The 26,743-nt window shown below is 46.3% G+C and carries 17 protein-coding genes; 16 read left to right on the forward strand and 1 reads right to left on the reverse strand.

The features are described 5' to 3' along the window. Window positions 1-81: 81 nt before the first annotated feature. The 16 genes from radA to KTG12_RS06295 all read left to right on the forward strand — a co-directional run bounded on the left by radA (window position 82) and on the right by KTG12_RS06295 (window position 25,327). Window positions 82-1,452, forward strand: coding sequence for a DNA repair protein RadA (gene radA, locus KTG12_RS06220; protein WP_005639091.1), 1,371 nt, complete (start codon window positions 82-84; stop codon window positions 1,450-1,452). 12 nt (window positions 1,453-1,464) lie between these two features. After that, window positions 1,465-2,448 carry a hypothetical protein gene (locus KTG12_RS06225; protein WP_046452445.1) on the forward strand — a complete coding sequence of 328 codons (984 nt, stop codon included), beginning with the start codon at window positions 1,465-1,467 and terminating at the stop codon, window positions 2,446-2,448. Continuing rightward, window positions 2,445-3,155 (forward strand): hypothetical protein, encoded by a 711-nt coding sequence (locus tag KTG12_RS06230; RefSeq protein WP_046452425.1) that lies wholly within the window; start codon window positions 2,445-2,447, stop codon window positions 3,153-3,155. The genes KTG12_RS06225 and KTG12_RS06230 overlap by 4 nt, the downstream gene beginning before the upstream one ends. Window positions 3,156-3,157: 2 nt before the next feature. After that, complete coding sequence (locus KTG12_RS06235) at window positions 3,158-4,744, forward strand: NAD(P)/FAD-dependent oxidoreductase (protein ID WP_022321666.1); 1,587 nt, start codon at window positions 3,158-3,160, stop codon at window positions 4,742-4,744. 177 nt (window positions 4,745-4,921) lie between these two features. After that, a complete protein-coding gene (locus KTG12_RS06240; protein ID WP_155143668.1) occupies window positions 4,922-9,055 on the forward strand; it encodes a two-component regulator propeller domain-containing protein in 4,134 nt (1,377 codons plus the stop codon). Continuing rightward, on the forward strand, window positions 9,048-10,205 hold the full coding sequence (locus tag KTG12_RS06245) for an alginate lyase family protein (RefSeq protein ID WP_122204213.1): 1,158 nt from the start codon (window positions 9,048-9,050) through the stop codon (window positions 10,203-10,205). Before KTG12_RS06240 ends, KTG12_RS06245 begins: the two co-directional genes overlap by 8 nt. Before the next feature lie 198 nt (window positions 10,206-10,403). Beyond that, complete coding sequence (locus KTG12_RS06250) at window positions 10,404-13,484, forward strand: TonB-dependent receptor (protein WP_022321669.1); 3,081 nt, start codon at window positions 10,404-10,406, stop codon at window positions 13,482-13,484. A gap of 25 nt (window positions 13,485-13,509) precedes the next feature. After that, complete coding sequence (locus tag KTG12_RS06255; RefSeq protein WP_005639102.1) at window positions 13,510-14,991, forward strand: RagB/SusD family nutrient uptake outer membrane protein; 1,482 nt, start codon at window positions 13,510-13,512, stop codon at window positions 14,989-14,991. An 86-nt stretch (window positions 14,992-15,077) separates the two neighbouring features. After that, a complete protein-coding gene (locus KTG12_RS06260) occupies window positions 15,078-16,286 on the forward strand; it encodes a glycoside hydrolase family 88 protein (RefSeq protein ID WP_122204214.1) in 1,209 nt (402 codons plus the stop codon). Between the two features lie 32 nt (window positions 16,287-16,318). Then, window positions 16,319-18,799 (forward strand): glycoside hydrolase family 2 TIM barrel-domain containing protein, encoded by a 2,481-nt coding sequence (locus KTG12_RS06265; RefSeq protein WP_138272889.1) that lies wholly within the window; start codon window positions 16,319-16,321, stop codon window positions 18,797-18,799. A gap of 210 nt (window positions 18,800-19,009) precedes the next feature. After that, window positions 19,010-20,206, forward strand: a complete 1,197-nt coding sequence (locus KTG12_RS06270) for a uracil-xanthine permease family protein (protein WP_022321672.1) — start codon at window positions 19,010-19,012, stop codon at window positions 20,204-20,206. 108 nt (window positions 20,207-20,314) lie between these two features. Next, complete coding sequence (gene potA / locus KTG12_RS06275) at window positions 20,315-21,721, forward strand: polyamine ABC transporter ATP-binding protein (protein WP_138272888.1); 1,407 nt, start codon at window positions 20,315-20,317, stop codon at window positions 21,719-21,721. A gap of 16 nt (window positions 21,722-21,737) precedes the next feature. Next, a complete protein-coding gene (locus KTG12_RS06280) occupies window positions 21,738-22,511 on the forward strand; it encodes an ABC transporter permease (protein WP_155143677.1) in 774 nt (257 codons plus the stop codon). After that, window positions 22,508-23,296 (forward strand): ABC transporter permease, encoded by a 789-nt coding sequence (locus KTG12_RS06285; protein ID WP_005639113.1) that lies wholly within the window; start codon window positions 22,508-22,510, stop codon window positions 23,294-23,296. Before KTG12_RS06280 ends, KTG12_RS06285 begins: the two co-directional genes overlap by 4 nt. 16 nt (window positions 23,297-23,312) lie before the next feature. Continuing rightward, the gene (locus tag KTG12_RS06290) at window positions 23,313-24,641 is read left to right on the forward strand and encodes an ABC transporter substrate-binding protein (protein WP_138272887.1); all 1,329 of its coding nucleotides are present in this window, start codon (window positions 23,313-23,315) and stop codon (window positions 24,639-24,641) included. Between the two features lie 53 nt (window positions 24,642-24,694). Beyond that, a complete protein-coding gene (locus tag KTG12_RS06295) occupies window positions 24,695-25,327 on the forward strand; it encodes an HAD family phosphatase (RefSeq protein ID WP_122204186.1) in 633 nt (210 codons plus the stop codon). Here the strand turns inward: KTG12_RS06295 and KTG12_RS06300 are convergent. Beyond that, window positions 25,322-26,008 (reverse strand): queuosine precursor transporter, encoded by a 687-nt coding sequence (locus tag KTG12_RS06300; protein WP_005642680.1) that lies wholly within the window; start codon window positions 26,006-26,008, stop codon window positions 25,322-25,324. The genes KTG12_RS06295 and KTG12_RS06300 overlap by 6 nt on opposite strands. Window positions 26,009-26,743 lie beyond the last annotated feature (735 nt).

Genomic DNA, 26,743 nt, shown 5'->3' on the forward strand with positions numbered 1-26,743 from the left:
GTGAATTGACAGTTTTATAATCTTAAAAAATGGAATGTTTTTTATGTCTCCAAAGCGTCCATGTAATTAATAAATAAGAGAATGGTAAAAGCAAAAACGGTATATGTTTGCTCCAACTGTGGGGCTGACTCTCCGAAATGGATCGGGAAATGTCCTTCCTGCGGGGAGTGGAACACGTATGTTGAGGAGATCGTGGTAAAGGAACCGGTCGGAAAGCGGGCACTTTATGGCGTTTCGGATGGTGGCAAAGTGCGTCCCGTCCTGCTTCGAGATATTACTTCTGAAGAGGAGACGCGTGTCGACCTCGGAGACCGGGAGTTGAACCGTGTTCTTGGCGGCGGTCTGGTAAAAGGATCACTGGTCTTGATCGGCGGGGAACCGGGTATCGGGAAATCGACCCTCGTCCTGCAAACCGTTTTGGGGTTGAAGGGACTCCGCACGCTTTACGTCTCCGGCGAGGAGAGCAGTCGCCAGTTGAAACTCCGTGCCGACCGCATCGCGCACGAGAATCCAGATTGTTTCATTCTCTGTGAGACCAATCTCGAACAGATATTCGTACAGACCAAGAACGTTCAACCCGACCTCTTGATTATCGACTCGATACAAACCATTTATACGGAGGTGGTCGAATCTTCTCCCGGAAGTGTTTCGCAGGTACGCGAGTGCAGTGCGGCTATTCTGAAATATGCGAAGGAGAGCGGCACACCTGTTCTTCTGATCGGCCATATCAATAAGGAAGGGAGTATTGCTGGGCCGAAGGTGTTGGAACATATCGTTGACACCGTGCTTCAATTTGAGGGCGACCAGCATTATATGTATCGTATCCTCCGCAGCATCAAGAACCGTTTCGGAAGCACAGCGGAATTAGGTATTTACGAGATGCGCCAGGATGGTCTTCGCGAAGTCAGTAACCCTTCTGAACTACTCCTAACGCAGAATCATGAGGGATTGAGCGGCGTGGCGATCGCGGCTGCGATTGAGGGCATCCGTCCCTTCCTGATCGAGACACAGGCGTTGGTGAGTTCTGCTGTCTATGGGACGCCTCAGCGTAGCGCGACAGGATTCGATCTTAGGCGTATGAACATGTTGCTCGCGGTGCTCGAAAAGCGTGCCGGATTTAAGCTGGTTCAGAAAGACGTCTTTTTGAATATTGCCGGTGGGCTGAAGGTGAATGATCCGGCGATCGACTTGGCGGTGATCAGTGCAATTCTTTCTTCTAGCCTCGACATTTCGATCGAGCCGGGTATCTCGATGTGTGGCGAGGTGGGGCTTTCGGGAGAGATCCGTCCGGTGAACCGTATCGAGCAGCGCATCCTAGAAGCGGAAAAATTGGGTTTCTCGCGCATTATCATCCCGCACAATAACCTGAAAGGTTTCGACACATCCAAATGCAAGATGCAAATCGTGCAAGTGCGCAAGGTGGAAGAGGCTTTCCGGCAATTGTTCGGATAAGTTTATATGTATATGAATAAAAGTGTTGTTTATCTATTTGTAAGTGTTTTCTTCTTGTTTACAAGCTGCGAGTATCGGCTGGGGGAGAATTTTATGGATTTTGAAAAGTGGCAGGCTGATTCGGTTGCGATGAGTGTGGACTTCTATGGTCCGTTTATCCATGATTGGGAAAACAAAATCTTTGTGGTGGAACATAGTGGTAATGCTGCTTGCCAAATCAGTCCGTTGCCCGGATTTGAGGTTGAGAAGCAGATCGTCCGCATTGGAGAGATGGAATGGGAAAGCGATGGGACACGATGTGATTTCATGCTGGATGTGGATCTGATTCCGAATGGCTCTTATGAGTTGTCGTGCGAGGTTTTCGCCCGGACGAATAATGGGACGGTTGCCGGACAGGTCGGGGTCGAGCGATATGTGGAAAAGCGTAGTTGGCCCCTCAAGATAAACGCGCGTACCGAGTCGGAGTTCTCTTTGCGGCATCGTGTGAATGAAGAAGGACTGATCGAAATATTTTGGGAGGTAGACGGGGCACTCCGTGCCGGATTCGACCATTACCAGATAGAGTTCAGTACGATTGACGAGAATGCTCATTCAACCTATATCACGCAAAGGTCGGATTTCGACAAATGTTTTTATACCGATAAGCGATATGCTGGGGAGAAGGGGGAATATAAGGTCTATATTTATTTCAAGTCGGAAGCCGACCGTCCCCGTTCGCTTGGATCGCTTGATTTGGAGCAAGCTGAACCAGAGGTGCAGGTAGAATATATGAAGGAAGATCGCATACGCTTGTCCTGGACATATCCTTACCGTTCGGCAGTCGATGTCGTCTATGGTGGTGAAATCGTGGCGGAGAAGGTGACGGACGGCATTGCGGAATTTTCTCTTGCCGGGCAGGAAGAGCGTGTGGTTGAATTGCGTTTTTCTCCCGTCGATGACTGGGGTTATAAGAATGCGAATTATTCGTTTAACCTCGAAAACTGTCCGAATATATGAAAAAGGTATTATTATTTATAGCCATTCTGTTCTTTTTCGACCGTTTCGGGCAGGCTCAGTCGTTGACAATCGAATATAATATCGGTCACGGTTCGTATCAGATGTCCGATATGAAAGATATATTGAAAAATCAGATGCTTCCTGTTACCAATGCACAGGTTACAGATAATTTCCCCGGTTATGTGACGCAGGATGCCCGTGTCGGAGTCGAATGGCGGCGCCATCATGTGGGATTTCTTTTTAACTATATGAATACGGCGGGCAAGAATGGAGTAACGGATTATTCCGGCTCTTGCGACTACAAGTTGCGTAACAAAGGATATAAGCTCGGTGCTTTTTACCACTTCTGTCTGGTGAAGGAAAAAGTCAGTATCTTTACATTCGAGCCGTATGTGGGGCTCTCGACAGGTTTTGTGCTGAACAAGGTGAACGAGATAAACCGCCTGTTCGTCGAGTCCGACCCGGAAGTTGGATACCGGAAGGATAATACTTTTTCCGGCAGGAACTTCTTTGTGGAGCCTACTTTTGGCATCAAGTTTAGCCTATGCCGCTATGTTGCATTAAACATGAGTATCGCTTATGAATGGGATGCTGTGATGCAGAAGTGTCAGAGTCGGAATCCAGATTTTCCATCGACTTTCAAAGTGGATTGGAGCGGATACAGGGCACAAGCCGGTTTGATTTTTTGTTTGAATTTAAAGAAGTAACAATGATACAAGAATTACAACTCCGTATATTGCCTGAAGAAGCAGTCAGCGAACAGTCGCTGAAGCAGGTGGTGGCTCGCGAGACGGGAACATCTGTCCCGTACATCCACACCGTTCGGGTACTAAAACGTTCTATCGATGCACGTCAGCGTACGATCTATGTGAATGTAAAACTGCGTGCTTTTATCAATGAGCAGCCAGATGAACCAGAATTTCAATTGGTGGAATATAAAGACGTATCAGCAGGGAAGCCTGTCGTGGTGGTAGGAGCGGGGCCGGGTGGTTTGTTTGCCGCTCTTCGTCTGATTGAGCTCGGCTTACGTCCGATCGTGATCGAACGTGGAAAGAACGTGCGCGAACGTAAAAAGGATATCGCTCTGATCAGCCGTGAGCATAAGGTGGACGAAGAGTCCAACTATAGTTTCGGTGAAGGGGGAGCCGGTGCCTATTCTGACGGCAAACTTTACACTCGCAGCAAGAAACGGGGTTCGGTTGACAAGATTCTGAATGTCTTTTGCCAGTTCGGGGCGAGCACTTCGATTTTGGCGGACGCCCATCCGCATATCGGTACGGACAAGTTGCCGCGTGTGATCGAGAATATCCGCGAACAGATTATCCGCTGTGGTGGGGAGGTCCATTTCGAGACACGAATGGATGCCTTGGTCATCCGGAGTGGGGAAGTCGTAGGTGTCGAAACGAATACGGGCGAGAACTTTCTGGGACCGGTCATCCTGGCAACCGGTCATTCCGCCCGGGATGTGTATCGCTACCTCCATGACCGGCAAATCCCTATCGAAGCCAAAGGCATTGCTGTCGGCGTCCGTTTGGAACATCCGCAGATGCTGATCGACCAGATACAATATCATCGTAAGGAGGGTAGAGGAAACTATCTGCCGGCAGCCGAATATAGTTTTGTGGCGCAAGCCGGCGGACGGGGAGTCTATTCTTTTTGTATGTGTCCAGGCGGTTTCGTCGTCCCGGCGGCAAGTAGTTCCCGCCAGGTGGTAGTCAATGGAATGTCTCCTTCCAATCGTGGTTCCCGCTGGGCGAATTCCGGCATGGTGGTGGAGATACGCCCGGAAGACTATTCCGAATTGATGAAACACGAAGAAATGGCGGTCAGCAAGGATTCGCCGCTCGCTTTGATGGCTTTCCAAGAACGTTTGGAAGAACTTTGCTGGCTGAATGGCGGGATGAAGCAAACCGCCCCTGCACAGCGGATGGTTGATTTCGTGAATAAGAAAAACTCTTTCGATCTTCCCGAATCCTCTTATACGCCCGGTCTGCTGGCTTCCCCGTTGCATTTCTGGATGCCGGAGTTCGTCACCGGCCGCTTACGTGAGGGCTTCCGCCATTTCGGTAAAGTCTCCAGAGGCTTCCTGACCAATGACGCGGTGATGATCGGGGTGGAAACCCGGACCTCTTCGCCCGTCCGTATCCTGCGCGACAAGGAAAGCTACCAGCATATAACCTTGAAAGGTCTTTTTCCTTGTGGAGAAGGCGCCGGCTATGCAGGCGGAATCGTCTCTGCTGCTATTGATGGTGAACGGTGTGCGGAAGGGGTTGCCGGATATTTATCCCTTGTTTAAAGCATATATGTTAATAAGTAAACAACTGATTCCATTCAAATGTTATTTTGCATAATGAAAACAGTGGGATAAATACGTTGGTTTTACAGGATGCGAGGACGGAGTACGTTTTCTGTTTGTGACAGGACTGGGCATTTGATCTGTTTTCGTATCTTTGTAGCGTAATGCTTTTACGTTATGAGGAAAACATACTTGATCACTCTTTTGCTTTGTTGCTTTAGTGCCTTGCTGAATGGGGCTGTTTCACCTTTTTCTTTTTCTTCTTTAAAAATGGAAGAAGGTTTGTCGCAGCTTTCCGTCTTGAAAATACATCAGGATAAGAGCGGTTTCATGTGGTTTGCCACGCGTAACGGCTTGAATCGTTATGACGGTAATTCTTTTGTCGTGTATAAACATAGTAATGGCGACTCATTAAGCTTGTCCAGTAATCATGTGACAGCATTGGCTGAAGATGACCGTGGAAACTTGTGGGTAGGCACGATGAACGGTCTGAACCGGATGGATTTGAGGGTGGATCGTGTATATTCTCTCAACGATATGGCTGCTTATAAGCAGTCTCCCCTTTATCATACGTGGATTTCAAGCTTGTATGTGGATAGACAAAAGCGTTTTTGGGTTGGAACAAATAAAGGTCTATACTTGTATGATTATGAGAATGATTCGTTTATCTTGAACGACTTGGAGGGAGAACTGCCACGTGACCAGATTATGGTTATCAACGAAGACCATGATGGCAATCTGTTAGTCGGAACTTTACAAAACGGACTTTATATCTGTGACAGTAAGTTGAATCTCTTGTCTCATTATTTTAAAAATACGACTCCCTTTTCATTAACGGATAATAATATATCTGCTATCCATGAAGACAGTGAAGGACGTCTGTGGGTGGGAACCCGTTCGGGTGGATTGAACCGGATCGACACGGAGACAAATGCTGTTACGCATTATACTGCTTGGAACGGCAGACTGGGAAATAATTCGGTTCGTACAATTAATACTTATAATGGTCAACTGGTGGTCGGAACTTTTAACGGATTAAGTCTTTTGAATTTGGTGGACGGTTCATGTACGACCTATACGAATTTTGACGAACAAAAAGGAGGTCTTAGTCATTTTTCCGTCTTTTCTGCTTTCGTAGATAATGCGAATACGTTATGGATTGGCACATACGCTGGAGGTGTCAGTTACAGTAATCCTTTGAACAGCCGTTTTACTTTTTACGATTTGCAGGGTGGTTCAGACAAGCTGTTTGGAATCTTTGCCACGATGGCCTATCAGCCGGACCATACTTTGTGGATTGCTTCGGAAGGGCGAGGCCTACTTTCACTGGATTTGAATACAGATATGTTTGAACGTTTCCTGCTGGATGCTCGGCCGAATGCTCTGAATGATCGGAATATTATCAAATCTCTGTTTGTGGAGGGTGATTTCGTTTGGTGCGGAACGCAGAAAGGCACTTTATACCGATTCGATACCCGGACAAAGAAATTCTCTCTTTTTTATACTTTTCATAAGGAGGTTAGTATTTATACGATCACGCGTTGCAGTGATGGTGTATTGTGGTTGGGAACGACAGACAACACGGGAATTGTCCGTGTGTTTCCGGACGGCAGGATCGCTCCGTCGGATTCAGTTTTCGCCTTGTTGCCAAGTGTACGCAGTTTCCTGGAGATACGGGACGGTGTTTATTTGGTAGGTATGCATACCGGCGGACTGGCGCTCTACGATTCCCATACGCATAAGTTGATAAAATATAATACTCGTGAGGAAGGTTCCCGGAAGTTATACAACGACCAGGTAAGTAATATCGTAAAGGATAGGGAGGGGCGAATCTGGATCGGTACTTTCGGTGGAGGTTTTTGTCGCTTTGACGAAGAAAAAGGCATTATGGAGTGGTTGACGGCCGTCGAGGGGCTGAGCGACGATAATATCAATTCGATAATTCCCGGAGACGACGGGAAACTTTGGATCAGTACCGGTAACGGTATTTCTGCCTACGATCCTGAATCGCGCCAGTTTACCAATTATATGGGTAGAAGCGAGATCCCAGTTAATGAATTCAGCATGAAAGGCGGCATCAAATTGCCCGGTGACCGAATCTATTTCAGCGGAAGCAACGGCCTTGTCTCCTTTTACCCTGAACGGTTGATAGAAAACCGTTTTATACCTCCGGTCGTACTGACCTCTTTTACGGTTAACAATAAACCGGTTGTTCCCGGCGACCCTTCGGGGTTGCTCGATAAAGTTCTTGATTATACGCAGGCGATAGATCTTGATTATAATCAGAATAACTTCTCTGTTGGGTATGCCGCTTTAAACTATCTTTATCCGAATCAGAATAAATATGCTTATATGCTAGAAGGGTATGATACGGACTGGAATGATGCTGGTTCTCGAAAGGAGGCTTTCTATACGAACTTGAAACCGGGAGATTATGTTTTTCGTGTTCGCGCCTCCAATAACGACGGTCTTTGGAACGATGAAGGGCGGTCGTTGTCGATTCATATTCGGACTCCATTCTGGCAGACCTGGTATGCCTATATGTTGTATCTGTTGATTATAGGTGGCATCCTTTATGTGGTCTGGTATTATCTGCATATGAAGCGTAAGCTGGAACAGGACCTGGTCGAAAAGCAGAAGGAGCAGCAGCGGCAGGAGGAGTTCCATCAGTCCAAAATACGCATGTTTACCAATTTTTCGCACGAATTGCGTACACCGTTGATGTTGATCCTGTCTCCTTTGGAAGAGGTGTTGCAACGGGTAGATATGAACCCGAACTTGAAAGGTTCGTTGCGTCTAGTCTATGGAAATGCCCAGCGTCTTTTGTTGCTGGTGAACCAGTTAATGGATCTGAGGAAGAACCAGAGTGGCAACCTGCAACTACGTGTTTCGCATAATGATCTGTATCTGTTTACGCAGGAGATATATATTGCCTTTAATCAGATTGCGGTCAAGGAACGGATTACCTTTCGTTTGGAATCCGATGAGTCGGGAATAGATGCGTGGTTCGACCGTGTTTTATTGGAGAAGGTATTTTTCAATCTTTTGTCGAACGCTTTCAAACATACGGCTCCGGATGAGTCGATAACCATTCGTTTGCAATTGTTCTCAGTTGCCGGATTGCAGGAGCAATTTCCCGGCAGGATAAGTGGGGAAGTTCGGGGGACTTCTCGATATGTTTGTCTGTCTGTAGAAGACACAGGGAAAGGGATAGACGATTCCGACAAGTTTCATATATTTTCCCCTTTTTACCAGGGAACGGATGAAAGTGAGTCGAATACGGCTGGAACAGGTATAGGGTTGAGTCTGGTACTCTCTATCGTGAAATTGCATAAAGGGGTTGTATGGGTAGAAGACAACAAACCAAAAGGGGCTGTATTCCGTGTCTTGATTCCGGTAAACCGCGAAGCATATGCTCATGAGCAATTTGCAGAAGATGACTCTTCTGCGAGGAATCCCTATGGAGGAATTGAAGTAGCTGAGGATGAATCCAAAGTCCCTGACAATATGCAGGAACAGCTGCCTGTTTCCGGTCGGCGTTATACCTTGTTATTGGCCGAAGATAATCCGGATGTCCGTCGGTATATCTGCAAACATCTCGAACCTTATTTCGATGTGCTTGAAGCGGAGAACGGAGTAGATGCTTTCAATAAAATTGCAGAAACCTTGCCGGATCTGGTGGTAAGCGATATTATGATGCCGAAAAAAGACGGCTTGCAACTTTGTTCGGAGATCAAGCAGGATTTGCGGACCGGACATATCCCGGTTATCATCATTACGGCGAAATCGATGGTGATGCATATCAAAGAGGGATTTCAGTGTGGTGCGGACGATTATATCGTGAAGCCTTTCAATATGGAGGTCCTGCTGTGTCGTATTCGGAATATCTTGGCTTCTCGTGAACGGTTGAAGGAATTGTATGGGAAAAAATTTTCGTTGGAGTCATTGGGTTTCGAGACGACATCGGCGGACGATACATTTATGCAAAAATTGTTCGGGGTGATTGAGCAGAATCTTTCCAATCCGGGGTTGAATGTGGAGATTCTATGTAAAGGAGTCGGTATGGGACGTGCCAACTTCTATAGGAAGCTGAAAGCGATAACCGACCTTTCGCCGGTGGATTTGATCCGTAACAAACGTCTTGAGATTGCTGCAAGGATGCTGCTGGAAACGGATATGAACATATCTGAAGTTTCTGCCAATATCGGTTTCAATTCCCATGCTTATTTTGCTACTTGTTTCAAAGCGATGTACGGCATGTCGCCGACCGAATATGTGCAACAAAATAAAAAAAATCTATATCATGTATAAATTATTACTTTATGTTATTCTTTTGTTATTTTGCCAATGCAAGAGAGACCATTCTTTAAAGGAAGAAGTGACGGATTTACTCCGAACTGAAATTGTTATTCGTGGAGATAAAGCCTTGGCAGAAGAACCTGTGACCATTACTGCATATAGAGCGGAAAGGAGTGCCGGAGGGATTCATGATTTCTACTCCGAAGGCGATTATTGGTGGCCCAATCCGATAAATCCGGATAGTGCCTATATACGTCGGGATGGGCAGACAAATCCCGATAACTTTGTTGCTCACCGTCATGCCATGATCCGCTTCAGTTCGCTGGTTGGCGACTTGACCTCCGCCTGGCTGGTGACGAAAGACGAGAAATATATTCGGCAAGCGGTTAAGCATATCCGCGCCTGGTTCATCGCCCCCGAAACTCGGATGAATCCAGACCTGCAATACGCGCAGGCGATCAAAGGGATCGTGACAGGACGGGGGATCGGTATCATCGATACGATCCATCTCTTGGAGGTCGTGCAATCCCTTATCAGGATGGAAGAGGCCGGCGTTCTTGCTGTCGAGGATGTGGCTGGTAGTCGTGCTTGGTTTTCCGATTATCTGAAATGGTTGACAACGCATCCTTACGGGGTAGACGAGATGAATGCTAAAAACAATCATGGAACTTGTTGGGTGATGCAGGTAGCCCAGTTTGCTAAATATACCGGCGATAAGGAGATTCTCGACTTTTGCCGGAACCGTTACAGGTCTGTTCTGCTTCCTTCACAGATGGCGGAGGACGGCAGTTTTCCGCTTGAACTGAAACGGACGAAACCGTACGGCTATTCCTTGTTCAATCTGGATGCCATGGCTACGATCTGCCATATTCTTTCGGACGGGGAAGATGATTTGTGGCAGTACTCGATGGACGACGGTCGCAATATGCAAAAGGCGGTTGCTTGGCTGTTCCCGTATATAGCAGATAAATCGAGCTGGCCTTTTGCCGAAGATGTCATGTTTTGGGATGAATGGCCGGTTGCCCAGCCTGCCCTTTTATTCAGTATTTGTAACACTTCTAATAGGACTTATCTGGAAATTTGGAAAAGTTTGGAACATTTTCCGACAAACGATGAGGTAATCCGTAACTTGCCGATCCGACATCCGTTATTGTGGCTATGAAAACGGTTTAAAAAATGAATCTATTTTCTTTCAATATTGTATCTATTTTCTGAAACCCGCTTTGAATGCGGGTTTTTAATTTTTGCCAGAGCTGAATTTTAAAGTAAAAGAGATAAATTTTAAATAGTTCGAAACCTCTATCTCATACATTTGCAACTAAAGAAAAACACAAAAAGTTTCAATCTTAATAACAATATTATGAATTACACGTACATGAAAGGTTGTGCTCTGTGCATGACATTGTGCCTGACTTCGGCTGCTCTGCCTGGCAGGGCGAATGCAGAAAGTTCGGCTATCGTGAATGAAGTCTTGCAGTCATCTGTTGTGAAAGGGGTGGTAAAAGACTCGAATGGTGAACCTCTGTTAGGGGTTAATGTCCTTGTAAAAGGTACGACTATCGGTGCCGTCACCGATATAGACGGAAACTTTTCTTTTGAAGCTCCTGCCGGTTGTACATTGGTTATCTCTTACATTGGATTTGAATCGCAGGAAGTAAAAGTAAAAGGCAATGCTCCTCTGAACATTATTCTGAAAGAAGATTCCGAAGCATTAGACGAAGTGGTAGTGGTCGGTTATGGTGTACAAAAGAAAAGTGACGTGACTGGAGCTCTTTCTTCTGTGAAAGGCGATGATCTGACAAAATTGTCCATATCACGTACCGATCAGGCTTTGCAAGGACAGATGGCCGGTGTGATGGTACAGAATAGTGTGGCTGCACCAGGTGAATCGCCTAACATTATTATTCGTGGCGGTAACTCCTTGAAAGGCGAAAATGCTCCGTTGGTTGTGATTGACGGTGTTCTCGGTGGTGATCTTTCTTTGATAGACCCGAATGACATTACTTCTATCGAAGTATTGAAAGATGCTTCTTCTACCTCTATTTACGGTTCCCGCGGAGCGAATGGTGTCATCATGGTGACGACCAAACGTGGGCAGACTGGTAAACCGACCGTTTCTTATAGTGGTTATGTTTCGCTTTCGCAGGTATCAAAGAAAATGGATATGCTGAATGGTCAGGAACTATATGGCTTATTGAAAGAAGCACAGGAGAAATATCCTACGACAGCATTGAAAATACCGGAGTGGATAGATCCTAATAACTTGAATAATACCGACTGGCAGGATGAAGTGTTCCGTACGGCCCCTATCACGGGCCATTCGTTGTCTGTAAGTGGCGGAACAGAAACGACACGCTATAGTTTGTCTGGTAACTACTTGATGCATCAGGGTATTGTGAAGAACTCTGATTTCAATCGTGCCGGCATACGTGCCAATATCGAACAGAAACTGGGAAAGAAGGTGACGGTCGGAGCTCTTATCAATGCTTCCCGTTCGTCATCTTCCAACGCCAGTGTCAATCAGATGAACGGTTCTGATGGTGGTGGTGTCACGTTCTCTGCTTTAGGTTTTGGGCCATTGGTCCCTGTCTACAAGGAAGACGGCAGCCTTAGCGGTCCGCTAAAGGATGGAGCACAGATGAATAATCCGGTAGCTCTGATTAATGATCAGGTTGTGGATAAATTCCGTAATTATTTTCAGGGTACTGCTTTCCTGGAATGGGAAATCTTGAGCGGCTTGAAATTTAAGACAGCTTGGACTTACACATATAGCGACCGTAAACAACGCCAGTTTACTTCCGGAGAGAATCTTCTTTCTTATAAAGGGCAGGGATATGCTTACATGAACGATCAGGAAACCACAAACTGGCTTGGTGAAAACACGTTGACTTATTCCAAGACATTTAATAAAGATCACTCTTTGAATGTTGTTGCCGGTTTTACTGCTGAGGCTTCCGAGTATTTCAACAATAACAGCAGTGGTAAAGGGTTCGACATCGAATCGCTTGGTTATTGGAATATGGGACTTGCCAATAGCAGTCTGTTGTCTGTCGCTTCCGGTGGAAACCATTCTGCCATTGCTTCCTGGTTGGGCCGTGTGAACTATGCTTATAAAGGTAAATATTTGGCATCTGTTAGTTTCCGTGCTGACGGTTCTTCCAAGTTTGCGAAGAATAATAAATGGGGATATTTTCCTTCTGCTGCTTTGGGATGGCGTATCAGTGAGGAAGATTTCATGAAAGACATTTCTTGGATACAGAACCTGAAACTGCGTGCCAGCTATGGTGAAACAGGTAGCCAGGCGATTACAGCCTATCAGTCGTTGGCTAGTTTCAGTACGACCAGTTATGTCCTGAACGGAAGTTCTGCAGTGGCTCTTGTTCCAGGTCGTGTACCGAATCCCGACTTGAAATGGGAAACAACTAAACAGACGGATATAGGCATTGATTTGAGCGTATTGGGCGGACGTATATCTTTGGTTGCGGATTATTATTATAAAAAGACAGTCGATCTGCATTATGACAAGATCCTTCCGTACTATACAGGTTATTCTTCACAGACACAGAACATCGGTAGTAAATCCAATAAAGGTTGGGAATTCTCTCTGAATACACAAAACTTAGTGGGTGACTTCAAGTGGTCTACTTCTTTGAATATCGCTTTGAATCGGGAAAAAGTGCTTGACCTTGGCGATGATGAATACTTTTATACAAATGGTTCCGGAGGTGCTTTGGGAGCTGGTTTCAATGAAACTGGTATTGTGAAGGTCGGTGAGCCGTTGGGGAACTTCTACGGATATGTCTTTGACGGTATCTATCAGAATGAGGCAGAAGCCAAGGCTTTGGGGCTGACAAAAGATGATGTCGGTAGCGTGAAGTTCAAGGATTTGAATGGTGATAACAAGATTACGACTGAAGACCGTACGATCATCGGTAATGCCAACCCGGACTTTATCTTTGGTATTGGTAATGACTTTTCGTATAAGAATTTTGATCTGAGCTTTATGTTTCAGGGAACCTATGGCAATGATGTCTATAATTTGTTGAAAGTGACTTTCAGCGAATTACCGAGCAACTCGAACAATACCGGAAATGCTTTTGCGTTTGTAAAGGATTCCTGGAGAGGTGAAGGAACTTCGAATACGCAACAGGCATTTAACAAGGGTGTGGGTCCATCTTCATCTCGTTTTGTGGAAGATGGATCTTATATTCGCTTGAAAAATTTGACGTTCGGCTATACTCTTCCTAAATCAGTTACATCCAAATGGGGCATTTCTAACTTACGTTTCTATCTGAGCGGACAGAACCTATTTACAATTACCGGCTATTCCGGTTATGACCCTGAAGTCAGTTCCCGTACAGGTAACTATAACTTAGGTTTTGACGGTGGTAGTTATCCGGCAACCCGCTCTTATACCTTCGGATTGAATCTTACATTATAATTGAACCATTAATATAAAGACGAAAATGAAAACATATATATATAAAGCAGTTGCAGGGGTGTGCTCCCTGATGCTATTGATGAGTAGTTGCGAGTCTTTCTTGTCGGAAGAGCCGAAAGATTTCCTCTCGCCTGAAAACTTACCGAACACGGAGGCTGAATGCAATATGCTGCTGATGGGATCGCTGTCTTATTGGCGTAGCAACAACTTCGAACGTCATATTAACTTTATAGCCGAAGCAACGACTGATGCTGTTGTCAGTGCTACAGCCAATAATGTGGCTCGCGATGAAATGAACTCTTTGACTTGGCAAAGCGATAACGAGAGCCTTTATAAGCCCTGGCAGCAATTTTATGCTTGTATCAATGCTTCTAACATCATGATCGAGAAAGTTCCGAATGCTTCGAAAGTTTCGGATGAGGTCAAGACACGTTATGTCGCAGCTGCCCGTTATATGCGTGCGATGTCCTATTTCTATCTGGTGCGTATCTTTAATGATGTTATTTATCTGGACACGCCGGTGAATGACTTTACCAGTGCGAATAACATGACAAAGACACCGGCTAAAGAAATATATAATAAGATTGTTGAAGATTTGGAATATGCAGAAGCCAATCTTCCCGTAAAATGGGATTCTGGAACGGAACGTCCGACTGTCGCTGCCGCCAAGTCTTTGCTTTCATGGGTTTATATCACGATGGCCGGTGAACAAGTTAAAGACAATACCATGTGGGCGAAGGCGGCTTCCAAAGCGAAGGAAGTCATTGATAATGCCGCTACTTACGGTATTAAGCTGGAAGAAAATTATGCCGATCTTTGGCTGGTCAACAATCGGTATAACAAAGAATCGATCTTTGCCCTGAATTTTGCAGATGGGTTAGGAGATAACCAGTGTGGAGCCGAGTGGCGTCCGACCAGTATCGGGTCCGAATCAGGATGGGGATTCTTTTATACGAAACAATCCTATATCGATAAATTTGATGATAAGGATAAACGGAAAGCCGCTACCTTCTTGACCGAAATTGTCAGTACAGTTGATAATAAAACCTATACGACTGAGAATTTCGGTAGTCCGTATCCACATGGAAAGAAATGGTGTGATGGAGGTCGTGAAAATTTCTCACAGCGTAACAAGCGTACGGATATGTACATTCCTATCATCCGTTATGCCGATGTCTTGCTGATCTTTGCCGAAGCGGAAAACGAAGCCAATGGTCCGACGGCTGCAGCTTATGATGCCGTGAATCAACTGCGTGTACGTGCCGGTTTGGATAACTTGTCCGGTTTGTCTAAAGAGACTTTCCGTCAGGCAATCCAAAAAGAATGGACGTTAGAGACGACACACGAACGGATCTATCGTTTCAATTTGGTTCGCTGGGGCACTTATCTGACGGTAATGAAGGAATATTTCCAGAAAAATTTTCCTGAAAAGGTGAAGAATGTAACGGAAGAACGGTTGTATTTCCCTTGTCCGGAGCATGATTCATTGATCAATCCGAATTTGTAAGAAAATTTTTGAGTAGGTTTAAATAATCTTGGGGTATGGAATGACTGATGATTTCATACCCCTTCTTATAACACAAAATGGACAAAATGAAACTGAAAATTCTTTTTTTTGTTTTTCTGCTTGTCTGTAGTTCCTGTGCTTTGGACAAGAGGGATATTATCAGTTCGAATTTTGATTTTGCCGATATACAGTTGAAACATGCATTCGTGGAAATGGATTCGGTTTATAAAAGTACGGACAAGCTGCTTGCCAATCCTCGCAATATCGATCCGAACGGTTTCCTGCGCATGGTGGCATCCCATGATTGGACAAGCGGTTTTTTCCCAGGCGAACTTTGGTATATGTATGAATATACTAAAGATGATTTTTGGAAGGAGAAGGCCAGGAAACAGACTGAACTGCTTGAACAGGAGAAATGGAATGGGAGTACCCACGATATGGGCTTTAAAATGTATTGTAGCTATGGTAACGGTTATCGGTTAACTCAGGATTCTGGTTATAAGGATATTCTGTTGCAGTCTGCCTACACCCTGATCAGACGTTACAATCCAAAAGTGGGTTGTATCCGTTCCTGGGATCATAACAGGGATAAATGGCAATATCCCGTAATCATCGATAATATGATGAATCTGGAACTACTTTTCTGGGCTTTCCGTACGAATGGTGATTCCACTTTCTACCAGGTTGCAGTCGACCATGCCCGTACTACGATGAAGAATCATTTTCGTAAGGACTACAGTTCCTATCATGTTATCGACTATGATACGTTGACCGGCGCAGTCTTGCATAAAAACACCCACCAGGGGTATTCCGATGCTTCGGCTTGGTCGCGTGGACAAGCGTGGGGATTGTACGGCTATACGATGTGCTATCGAGAAACTGGATTGCCTGAATTTTTAGAACGTGCCAAACAAATTGCCTCTTATATTTTTTCCAATCCTACATTGCCGGACGATTTGATACCTTATTGGGATTATAATGCTCCAGGAATACCGGACGAGCCGCGTGATGTATCGGCGGCCACCGTTACGGCTTCTGCTCTTTACGAGTTGAGTATGTATGATGAAACGAATAGAACCGGATATGTGGATAGGGCTGATAGGATATTGGAAAACCTGACGAACCGTTATCGGGCAAGTGTAGGGAAAGACTGTGGTTTCCTGCTTTTGCATAGTACCGGTTCCAAGACTCATGGTTCGGAAGTGGATGTGCCGATCGTATATGCGGATTATTATTATCTGGAAGCCTTGTTGCGAAAAGCCAAATTGGAAAAAGAAGGAACTGCTCTCTTGTAAAAATAATTGAATTTTAAATTGAATATTAGAATATGAAGTACTTGTTTGTTGCATGCTTATTGTGTTTGTCCGTTCTGTCGGCTGTGGCGAAAGTGCCTGCTATGAATAAGATTCGGCTGACGAACAATTGGGAATATCTGAAAGGTGATTTGGGGGGAATCTGGGAGGCTGTACGTCCTGCCGCACCTGGCAGTTCGGAGGCGGTTCCTATCTGGCAGCCTGTTACGTTGCCTCATTGTTTTAATGCCGAAGATGCTGTTGATCCGGACGTGAATTATTATGAAGGTCCGGGATGGTATAAAACTTTGCTGGCGATAGACAATCCCTATCGGAACGGGCGGATCGTACTCGATTTCGACGGGGCGGGACAGAAGACGGATGTCTATGTCTATACGACTCATGTCGGTAGCCATGTTGGCGGTTATGACAGTTGGAATGTCGATATTACGGATGCGGTAAAAGCATTTCTCGGCAGTAAAGATGCGAAACGTTTCAAAGGGAAAGTACCTTTGTCGATCCGTTGCGATAATTCACGTGATCTGGAAATGATACCATCCGATCTGGCTGATTTCAATATTTATGGTGGTCTGTACCGGTATTTGAACTTGGTGTACCTGCCTGAAGTTTCTTTTGAACAGATTCGCTTGGAATCTTTCCTCTCTTCTAACTTGAAAGAGGGTATATTGAAGGTGAAAACTTCGTTTTATAATCCGGAAGATATAAGGAAGGCGGATGTGACCGTTTCCGTTTACGATGCGGACCGTAAACCAGTCTTCTCGAAAACACTGGAGGGAATACTTCCTTTGGGTGACCAGCTTTTAGCAGAGATGAAGATCAAGAATCCGGTATTATGGGACGTGGATGTGCCACAACTCTATACTTGCGAGTTGACTGTAAAGACACCGGATCAGACTTTCACGACGGAAGAACGCTTCGGTTTCCGCCATACGGAGTTTAAGGACAAAGGTCCATTCTTCCTGAACGGCAAACGTTTGCTGTTGCGAGGTACGCATCGCCATGAGGATCACGCTGGTGTGGCACAAGCCATGACGGAAGATATGATGCGTCGTGAAATGTGGATGATGAAAGATATGGGCGTGAACTTTATCCGTTTAGGACATTACCAACAATCTGAAATCATTCTGGACCTTTGCGACGAATTGGGCATTCTGGTATGGGAAGAAATTCCCTGGTGCCGAGGCGGCCTTGGAGGCGATGTCTACAAGGAACAGGCCCGCCGGATGCTGGCCAATATGATCGTCCAGCATCATAATCATCCGGCTGTCATCATCTGGGGGCTGGGAAATGAGAATGACTGGCCTAACGATTTCGACACGTTCGACAAGAGTGCGATCCGTGCTTTCATGAAAGAGTTGCACGACATGGCGCACCGTTTAGACGACACACGTATGACGGCGATCCGCCGGTGTGAATTTTGTAATGATATTGTTGATGTCTATTCACCTTCTATCTGGGCTGGTTGGTATCGGGGTGTCTTTACCGATTATAAATCGATCTCAGAACAGGAGATGCAGAAGGTAAAACACTTCCTGCATGTAGAGTGGGGAGGTGACAGCCATGCCCGTCGTCATTCGGAAGATGCTTTTTATAATCTGAAGAACATCGAGGCAGGAAAGGGCGGTGATGAACGTGCCGGCGATGCTTCCTTGTATGGTGGCGTTCCACGTGCTTCGCGCGATGGCGATTGGTCGGAAAGTTATGTGGTCCGTCTGATCGACTGGCATCTGAAAGAGCAGGAGACGATGCCGTGGCTGACCGGTACAGCCTACTGGCCTTTTAAAGATTTTTCGACTCCGGTCCGTCCCGACAATCCTGTCCCTTATGTCAATCAGAAGGGGGTGGTTGAACGCGATTTTACTCCGAAAGAAAGCTACTATGTGTTCCAGTCTTACTGGACGGAGAAGCCGATGATCCATATCTACGGTCATACCTGGCCGGTTCGCTGGGGTGGAAAAGATGACCGCAAGGAAATCTTGGTATATTCTAACTGCGACGAAGTGGAGCTTTTTGTCAATGGTGTGAGCCAGGGTGTGAAACGGCGTAATAGTCAGGATTATCCGGCTGCCGGGTTGCGCTGGAATTGTGTTTATCGGGAAGGCATGAACGAAATACGGGCTGTCGGTGTAAAGAAAAAGGAGAAGAAGGAGGTTTCTGATGTCATTCGTCAGGAATACCAGACTGCTAAATGGGATAAAGAAGCCGCTTGCCAAGTGAGCTTGCTTTCCGAAGAGGGAGATACGGCTTTGGTACAGGTACAACTGATCGATAAAAACGGTATCCGTTGTCTCAGCTCCAAAAAGCAGATTACGTTTGAGATTGCCGGAGATGGCAGCCTGATCTGCAATTTAGGAACTTCGACCGGTAGTCGTAAAGTACAGGCGTATAATGGTCGTGCCCTGATCCGTATCAAACGGAACGGGGGGAATAGCCTGGTTGCTGTTAAATCGGAAGGCCTGCCGACTGCATTCCTGGAATTGAAGAGTCCCAAGTAGGGGAAGGTCGTTTTTTGATTGTAAACTGGAAAAAAACGTAGAGACGTCCCGCCGTGTTTTAATTTACGGCGGGACTTTTTATCCGGGTTGCACTAAGTTAAAAGTAAGGGGTGGATTATAAACGGCTGCTTATTATAAAAAATAGGTGAGTGAATTGAATTGCTGGATGTCTGGATTATATTATATTTGCAAAAAGTAAATAAAGAACGAATGGATAATATGAAACCCCTGAACCCCATTCAGAAAACGGTTGTTGGCGTTCAGTTCCTTTTTGTGGCGTTTGGTGCGACTGTTCTCGTTCCTCTGCTGGTTGGCCTTGATCCTTCTACCGCCCTTTTTACTGCTGGTATCGGCACGTTGATCTTTCATTTGGTGACGAAAGGGAAAGTTCCTATTTTTCTGGGAAGCAGTTTCGCTTTTGTGGCGCCTATCATAAAGGCGACGGAATTGTATGGGTTGCCCGGTACGATGTCCGGCCTGGTGGCTGTGGGGACCGTCTATGGGTTGATGAGCTTGTTGGTCCGGTGGAGAGGAATCGGTTTTATCAAGCGGCTTTTTCCGCCGGTGGTGATCGGGCCGGTTATTATTCTGATCGGCCTCTCGCTGGCAGGCTCAGGTGTGAATATGGCAAAAGAGAACTGGCCGTTGGCACTGGTAGCCCTGCTTTCCGCCATTCTCGCCTCTATGTTGGGCCGAGGAATGTTGAGATTGATCCCTATCTTCTGTGGAATCATCGTCGGGTATCTGACTGCGAGTCTGTTCGGCTTGATCGACTTCAAGCCTGTGATAGAAGCTCCTTGGTTTGCATTTCCGCAATTTGTAAAGCCTTCATTGTCGTGGGAAGCGGTTATTTTTATGATTCCGGTGACGATTGCTCCGGTGATCGAACATATAGGCGATGTGTACGCAATCAACGAGGTGACGGGCAAGGATTTCGTAAAAGATCCGGGACTTCACCGCACGATGTTGGGAGACGGCCTGGCATGTATCGTCGCCGGATTGATCGGCGGTCCTCCCGTCACGACCTATTCGGAGGTGACAGGAGCTATTTCGCTGACAAAGATTACAGACCCGGCTGTTATCCGTATTGCTGCCGTAAGCGGTATCGTCTTTTCTGTGTTTGGGAAGGTCAGCGCGTTGCTTAAATCGATTCCTGCCGCCGTGTTGGGGGGCATCATGTTGCTGCTGTTCGGGACGATTGCTGCTGTCGGCATCAACAGCTTGATCCAGAATCGGACCAATCTGGGCGACACTCGCAACCTGATCATCGTCTCATTGATCCTGACTTTCGGGATTGGTGGTGCCGCCATTGAATTTGGTGGTTTCACGATGGCCGGTATCGGGCTTTCGGCTTTACTGGGAGTCTTTTTGAACCTGGTGTTGCCTAAGAGCAAGACTCTACCGTAATTTTCAATTTTCAACTCTCAATTATCAATTAATTGTTACCTTTGTGCCGCTTTTTACATGAAGAAGCGGAAATATGTTTAATCAGTATTGGTAAAGGGGAATCTGTCTATGCAAAAATCTGACTGCATCATTGGTGTGGAGCATGTGTCTAAATTCTTTGGAGACAAGGCCGTATTGAATGATGTGAATTTGTCTGTCCGTAAGGGCGAGTTTGTAACCATTCTGGGGCCGTCCGGTTGCGGGAAGACGACATTGTTGCGTCTGATTGCCGGATTCCAGACTGCTTCTGAGGGTATAATAACCATTGCGGGAAAAGAAATTACGCAAACACCCCCTCATAAACGTCCAGTTAATACTGTATTTCAGAAATACGCTCTTTTCCCTCATCTGAATGTCTTCAATAACATCGCTTTCGGCTTGAAGCTGAAAAAACTTCCGGCTGTCGTGATCGAGAAAAAGGTGAAGCAGGCCCTCAAGATGGTAGGAATGACCGATTATGAGTACCGTGATGTGGATTCCCTTTCCGGCGGACAGCAACAACGTGTCGCGATTGCCAGAGCTATCGTGAACGAACCGGAAGTGCTCCTGCTGGACGAACCGCTGGCGGCTCTTGACCTCAAGATGCGCAAGGATATGCAGATGGAGTTGAAGGAAATGCATAAGTCTCTCGGAATCACCTTTATCTATGTTACTCACGATCAGGAAGAAGCACTCACCCTGAGCGATACGATCGTCGTGATGAGCGAAGGAAAGATCCAGCAGATCGGGACGCCTATTGACATTTATAACGAACCGATCAACTCCTTTGTCGCCGACTTTATCGGCGAAAGCAATATTCTGAACGGACTGATGATCAAAGATAAGTTGGTATCCTTTGCCGGGCATGAGTTCGAATGCGTAGACGAAGGTTTCGGCGAACAGACCCCGGTAGATGTCGTGCTCCGCCCGGAAGACATTTATATTTTCGAGCCGTCTGAAGCCGCCATGCTGACCGGGACGGTTACCTCCTCCATTTTCAAGGGCGTTCACTACGAGATGATGGTGCAGACGCCGGAAGGCTATGAGTTCATGGTACAGGACTACCATTGTTTCGATGCCGGGCAGGAAGTCGGTTTGCTGGTCAAACCATTTGATATCCATGTGATGAAAAAGGAACGTATCTGCAATACGTTCGAAGGAAAGATGGTGGATGCCACGCATGTGGAATTTGTAGGCTGTACGTTCGAATGCCGAGAGGTATCCGGCATTGACTCGGAAGCACCCGTGCAGGTCGAAGTAGATTTTGACCGCGTCATTCTGGAAGACAACGAGGAAGACGGCCGTCTGACCGGCGAAGTGAAATTTATCCTCTACAAAGGCAACCATTATCATCTGACGGTGTTTACCGACTGGGACGAAGATATCTTTGTCGATACGAATGATGTTTGGGACGATGGCGACCGGGTCGGAATCACGATCGCTCCCGAAAATATACGGATTGTTCAATCAACTAAAAAGGAAGGAAGTGATAAGTAAGATTTCAGCTTTTTTTATGCGGCGTAAGAACTGGACGATTCTTTATGCCCTGTTTTTGGCTGTCTTTGTCGTAATGCCCTTGTTGTTGATCGTATTATATGCGTTTACAGATGCCGACGGAGCGTTCACTTTTGCTAATTTCCGTAAGTTCATGGTACATCCCGAAGCAATGAACACGTTCGTCTATTCGATCGGGATTGCTATTATCACCACACTTGCCTGTCTCATCCTTGGCTATCCGGCTGCTTATATTCTGAGCCAGGAGCGTTTTAACACTTCCCGGACGATGGTCGTGCTATTCATCCTGCCGATGTGGGTGAATATCCTGATCCGTACGCTGGCTACGGTAGCATTGTTCGATTTCCTGAACCTGCCGTTGGGAGAGGGGGCGTTGGTTTTCGGTATGGTGTATAACTTTCTCCCGTTCATGATCTATCCGATTTATAATACGTTGCAAAAGATGGACCGCAGCTTGATCGAGGCGGCCCAGGACTTGGGAGCCAATCCGTTTCAGGTCTTTATGAAAACGATTCTGCCTCTTTCGATGCCCGGCGTGATGAGCGGGATCGTCATGGTTTTCATGCCGACGGTTTCCACGTTTGCCATTGCCGAATTACTGACGATGAATAACATCAAACTGTTCGGTACGACCGTGCAAGAAAATATCTATAACGGTATGTGGAATTATGGAGCGGCGCTTTCTCTTATTATGCTGTTGCTGATTGGTGTTACCATCCTCTTTACGAATGAAGAGGACAGTGCTTCGAACGAAGGGGGAGGTGTGATATGATGACGAAATGGATGGCAAAAGGGTATTTGTGGCTACTGTTGGTGCTGCTATATTCCCCGATTCTGATTATTATGATTTTCTCGTTTACTGAAGCGAAAGTCTTGGGAAACTGGACGGGATTTTCAACCAAATTGTATAGTTCGCTGTTTACAGGAGGCGTGCAGCGTTCGTTGGTGAGTGCGTTGTGGAATACGTTCGCCATTGCGATGATCGCGGCGACCGTCTCCACGCTGTTGGGTAGTATTGCGGCTATCGGTATTTTCAACCTGCGATCACGGACCCGCCAGGTAATGAATTTTGCCAATGCGATCCCGATGATGAATGCTGATATTATTACGGGCGTATCCCTTTTCCTGCTGTTCGTGAGTTTTGGCGTTTCACAGGGATTCACGACGGTCGTGCTGGCGCATATCACATTCTGCACGCCCTATGTGGTGCTGAGTGTCATGCCACGCCTGAAAAAGATGAACCAGAATGTCTATGAGGCGGCGCTCGATTTGGGGGCGACTCCTTTCCAGGCGTTGCGCAAGGTGATCCTGCCGGAGATTCGTCCGGGCATGATCAGCGGCTTTATACTGGCTTTTACGCTTTCGATCGATGATTTTGCCGTTACCATCTTTACGATCGGCAACGAGGGACTGGAAACCCTATCGACCTTTATTTATGCGGATGCCCGCAAAGGGGGACTGACACCGGAGTTGCGTCCGCTGTCAACTATCATTTTCGTGACGGTGCTTGTCCTTTTGATTGTGATTAATAAACGGGCGGAGAAGTCCAAAAGCTAATGGAGAAAAGCAGGAAATGAATAAACTGATTACAATAATAGAGAGTTGCCTCTTTCTTTTGACTTTCATGTCTTCATGCAATCGTACGGATGAGGAGCGCAGTCATATTCTGAAAGTCTACAATTGGGCAGACTATATCGACGAGGATGTCTTGGCCGAATTTCCCGCTTGGTACAAGGAGCAGACCGGCGAAGATATCCGGATCATCTACCAGGTGTTCGATATCAATGAGATCATGCTTACCAAGATCGAACGCGGGCATGAAGATTTCGACCTGATCTGTCCGTCCGAATATATAATCGAACGGATGTTGAAGAAAAACCTTCTTGTCCCGATAGACCGCAATTTCGGAAAGACACCGGATTATCTGGATAATGTCTCTCCCTATATCCGTGGGCAACTGAACAAGCTAAGCCAGCCGGGACGGAAAACGACCGACTATGTCGTCCCTTATATGTGGGGAACGGCTGGGATTTTGTATAACAAGCAGTTCGTGGAGGAGAAAGAGGTCGAAAGCTGGGAGTGTCTTTGGGATTCGAAGTTCAGAAACAAGATATTGATGAAAGACAGCTATCGTGACTCCTATGGTACGGCCATTATCTACGCCCATGCGAAGGAACTGGAAGATGGGACCGTGACGGTCGAGCAACTGATGAACGACAATTCTCCCGAAGCGATCGCCATAGCCGAAGAACTTCTGAAAAAGATGAAACCCAACATTGCCGGTTGGGAAGCCGATTTCGGCAAGGAAATGATGACGAAAGGCAAAGCCTGGCTCAATTTTACCTGGAGCGGCGATGCGGTCTGGGCGATGGACGAAGCGGAGGCTGTCGGGGTGGAACTGGACTATGAAGTGCCCCGAGAAGGCAGCAATATCTGGTATGACGGCTGGGCGATCCCTAAATATGCCCGTAATGTAAAGGCGGCCAGTTATTTTATTGATTATCTTTGTCGTCCGGACGTCGCTTTGCGGAATATGGATGCCATCGGTTACGTCAGTGCCATTGCGACTCCCGAAATTATGGAAGCCAAGATCGATTCGACAATCGAGAAAGTTTCCGACTTGAGTTATTTCTTCGGTCCCGATGCGGATAGCATCCGGATCAATCCGGTACAATACCCCGACCGCAAGGTGGTAGAACGTTGTGCCATGATCCGCGATTTCGGAGATCGGACGGAACTGGTTTTGGAAATGTGGAGCCGCGTGAAAGGAGATAACTTGAATACAGGGATCGTCTTGCTGATCTTTGCCGTGTTCGGAGTGTTATTTGTCTGGCTGGTATATCGCAGGATACGTCAATATAAACAGCGGCAACGGCATCACCGACGTCGCCGCCGCTGGTAGTAAATAGTTAGAATCAAAATTGTCGATTATCAATTGTCAATTAAAAGAAGGTCATGGAAGGCATAAAAAATTTGGTTATAGATTTTGGCGGCGTGATTATCAATCTCACCCGTAATCGGTGCATCGAGGCATTCGAGAGTTTGGGGGTCGCGAATATACGCGAGCAGATTGTCAATAACTACCAGCATAAGGATCTGTTCATGAAGATCGAGCTCGGTTCCATTACGGTAGCAGAGTTTCGCGACGGTATCCGTCATCTGACCAGACAGCCTTTGACGGACGAACAGATAGATGCCGCCTGGATCGCCATGCTCGATGATGTTCCGGATTATAAGCTGGATCTTTTGCTCGACCTCCGCAAGCGTTACAATACGATGCTGCTCAGCAATACGAACGAGATTCATTGGGAGTGGTCGGAAAAGACCTGTTTTTCCTATAAAGGCCACCATGCTTCCGACTTTTTCAATCATATTTATCTTTCCTACCGCCTCCATCTGCTGAAACCCGATGCCGAAATTTTCGAATATGTCCTGCAAGATGCCGATATCCGTCCTGAAGAAACACTTTTCATAGATGATGCCGTCCCCAATTGCCGTACGGCGGAATCACTAGGATTCCATACCTATACGCCGCAACCTCGTGAAGACTGGTCGCATTTGTTTGGAATTATGAATCATAAATCATAAATCTCTCACATTTAATATATTGTATGATGTCCCTACGTCATACACATCGTTACCGTCCACCTTCTTGATATAGTTTACAACACGGATGGTAACGGGAAGGATGATTACTTCATAGAGGGATTTCAGAACCGCCTGTGTTCCGATCATAATGAAAAGTTCGCCTATCGGTATCAGTCCGGCGAAAGCGATCGGGAAAAAGATCATCGAATCGGCACTCTCGCCGACCAAAGTGGAGACGATGGCCCGTAAAGAGAAATTCTTTCCGGCTGAAGCAATCTTCATCTTACTCATCACGTAAGCATTCAGGAACGAACCGACAAGAAAAGCCATCAGGCTTGCTATGGCGATGCGCGGTGCCATTCCGAACACGAAGTTGAAACCTTCTTCGCCTTCCCAAAATGGGGCGGCAGGCAACATCACCGCCAATTGCGCAAATCCGATTACAAGGAAATTAGAAATGAACCCGCTCCAGATAATCAGGCGTGCCTTCTTGAATCCCCATACTTCGGCGATACAGTCATTGATGATATATGAGATCGGGAAAACGATCAGTCCGGCAGTCGCTGTGATGCCGAATACCTGGATAACTTTGGTTTCTAACAGGTTTGAAGCTACCAGGCAGATATTGAACAGGATGCCTAACAGCATGAATGGTACGGTTACAGTAGATGTTTTCTGCATATTTCTTGTTTTTAACGAGGTTTATCAAGCACTCGGTGAATAATATAAAGGAACGTTTTTGGATTCCGAGGGCAAAGATAGTGATATTTTTATTTATGCCTATTATATGTGACAGCCGAATGAGGCGATAAGCAGCCTTAAAACCGACAGAAAGAGAATCGCCATTTCTCTGTCACTCTATCACATTTTGTCTTGTATGTGTTGATATCCATGTTGTGCAAGGTGTGATACATACCGGATTCATGTATCACGCCTGTATCACACTGTGTCACACATCCGACTGGGATTTTAGCAATATATATATGATCTTTCTGCTAAGTATGTATCTTAATTACAAAGGATTAGTATGATATGGCTCCGAACACCCGGGTGTACCCTTTTCGGACATCCGGGTGTGGGGGGTGGTAACATCCGGGTGTAGAAAGCCGGAAGATGGGGGTGTTGCCAACCATTTCTGCTTGCTTTCCGCTCTTTTTCTGCTTGTCTTTAGTAAAAAAGTGCCTTAGGACGGTAAAATGGCTTCTGCATAAATGCATATCGGTACGTTTCCTTTCGTTTTGTGGATAGATGTCTTCCTGCCTGAATCAGAACCGGTTGCGCAGTTCCTCCGATGCCTTGTAGCGGACTAACGACATATAGCCGGCTCCCATCCGTAAGTTCGGCAAAATGCGATAATTGATTTCTCCTGTGGTAAGGAACCATCCGGCTTCCCTGAAATCGTCTCGCGGACGGATA

Origin of the sequence: Parabacteroides sp. MSK.9.14, assembly GCF_019041495.1 — a bacterium.
Classification (GTDB): Bacteria; Bacteroidota; Bacteroidia; order Bacteroidales; family Tannerellaceae; genus Parabacteroides; species Parabacteroides merdae.

What these genes read in the sequence shown, in the direction of transcription:
- KTG12_RS06240 (WP_155143668.1), top strand. Translation starts at nt 4,922, where the DNA reads ATGAGGAAAACATACTTGATCACTCTTTTGCTTTGTTGCTTTAGTGCC.
- KTG12_RS06260 (WP_122204214.1), top strand. Translation starts at nt 15,078, where the DNA reads ATGAAACTGAAAATTCTTTTTTTTGTTTTTCTGCTTGTCTGTAGTTCC.
- KTG12_RS06250 (WP_022321669.1), top strand. Translation starts at nt 10,404, where the DNA reads ATGAATTACACGTACATGAAAGGTTGTGCTCTGTGCATGACATTGTGC.
- KTG12_RS06255 (WP_005639102.1), top strand. Translation starts at nt 13,510, where the DNA reads ATGAAAACATATATATATAAAGCAGTTGCAGGGGTGTGCTCCCTGATG.
- KTG12_RS06280 (WP_155143677.1), top strand. Translation starts at nt 21,738, where the DNA reads ATGCGGCGTAAGAACTGGACGATTCTTTATGCCCTGTTTTTGGCTGTC.
- potA (WP_138272888.1), top strand. Translation starts at nt 20,315, where the DNA reads ATGCAAAAATCTGACTGCATCATTGGTGTGGAGCATGTGTCTAAATTC.
- KTG12_RS06295 (WP_122204186.1), top strand. Translation starts at nt 24,695, where the DNA reads ATGGAAGGCATAAAAAATTTGGTTATAGATTTTGGCGGCGTGATTATC.
- KTG12_RS06290 (WP_138272887.1), top strand. Translation starts at nt 23,313, where the DNA reads ATGAATAAACTGATTACAATAATAGAGAGTTGCCTCTTTCTTTTGACT.
- KTG12_RS06300 (WP_005642680.1), bottom strand. Translation starts at nt 26,008, where the DNA reads ATGCAGAAAACATCTACTGTAACCGTACCATTCATGCTGTTAGGCATC.
- KTG12_RS06270 (WP_022321672.1), top strand. Translation starts at nt 19,010, where the DNA reads ATGGATAATATGAAACCCCTGAACCCCATTCAGAAAACGGTTGTTGGC.
- KTG12_RS06235 (WP_022321666.1), top strand. Translation starts at nt 3,158, where the DNA reads ATGATACAAGAATTACAACTCCGTATATTGCCTGAAGAAGCAGTCAGC.
- KTG12_RS06265 (WP_138272889.1), top strand. Translation starts at nt 16,319, where the DNA reads ATGAAGTACTTGTTTGTTGCATGCTTATTGTGTTTGTCCGTTCTGTCG.
- KTG12_RS06245 (WP_122204213.1), top strand. Translation starts at nt 9,048, where the DNA reads ATGTATAAATTATTACTTTATGTTATTCTTTTGTTATTTTGCCAATGC.
- KTG12_RS06225 (WP_046452445.1), top strand. Translation starts at nt 1,465, where the DNA reads ATGAATAAAAGTGTTGTTTATCTATTTGTAAGTGTTTTCTTCTTGTTT.
- KTG12_RS06285 (WP_005639113.1), top strand. Translation starts at nt 22,508, where the DNA reads ATGATGACGAAATGGATGGCAAAAGGGTATTTGTGGCTACTGTTGGTG.
- KTG12_RS06230 (WP_046452425.1), top strand. Translation starts at nt 2,445, where the DNA reads ATGAAAAAGGTATTATTATTTATAGCCATTCTGTTCTTTTTCGACCGT.
- radA (WP_005639091.1), top strand. Translation starts at nt 82, where the DNA reads ATGGTAAAAGCAAAAACGGTATATGTTTGCTCCAACTGTGGGGCTGAC.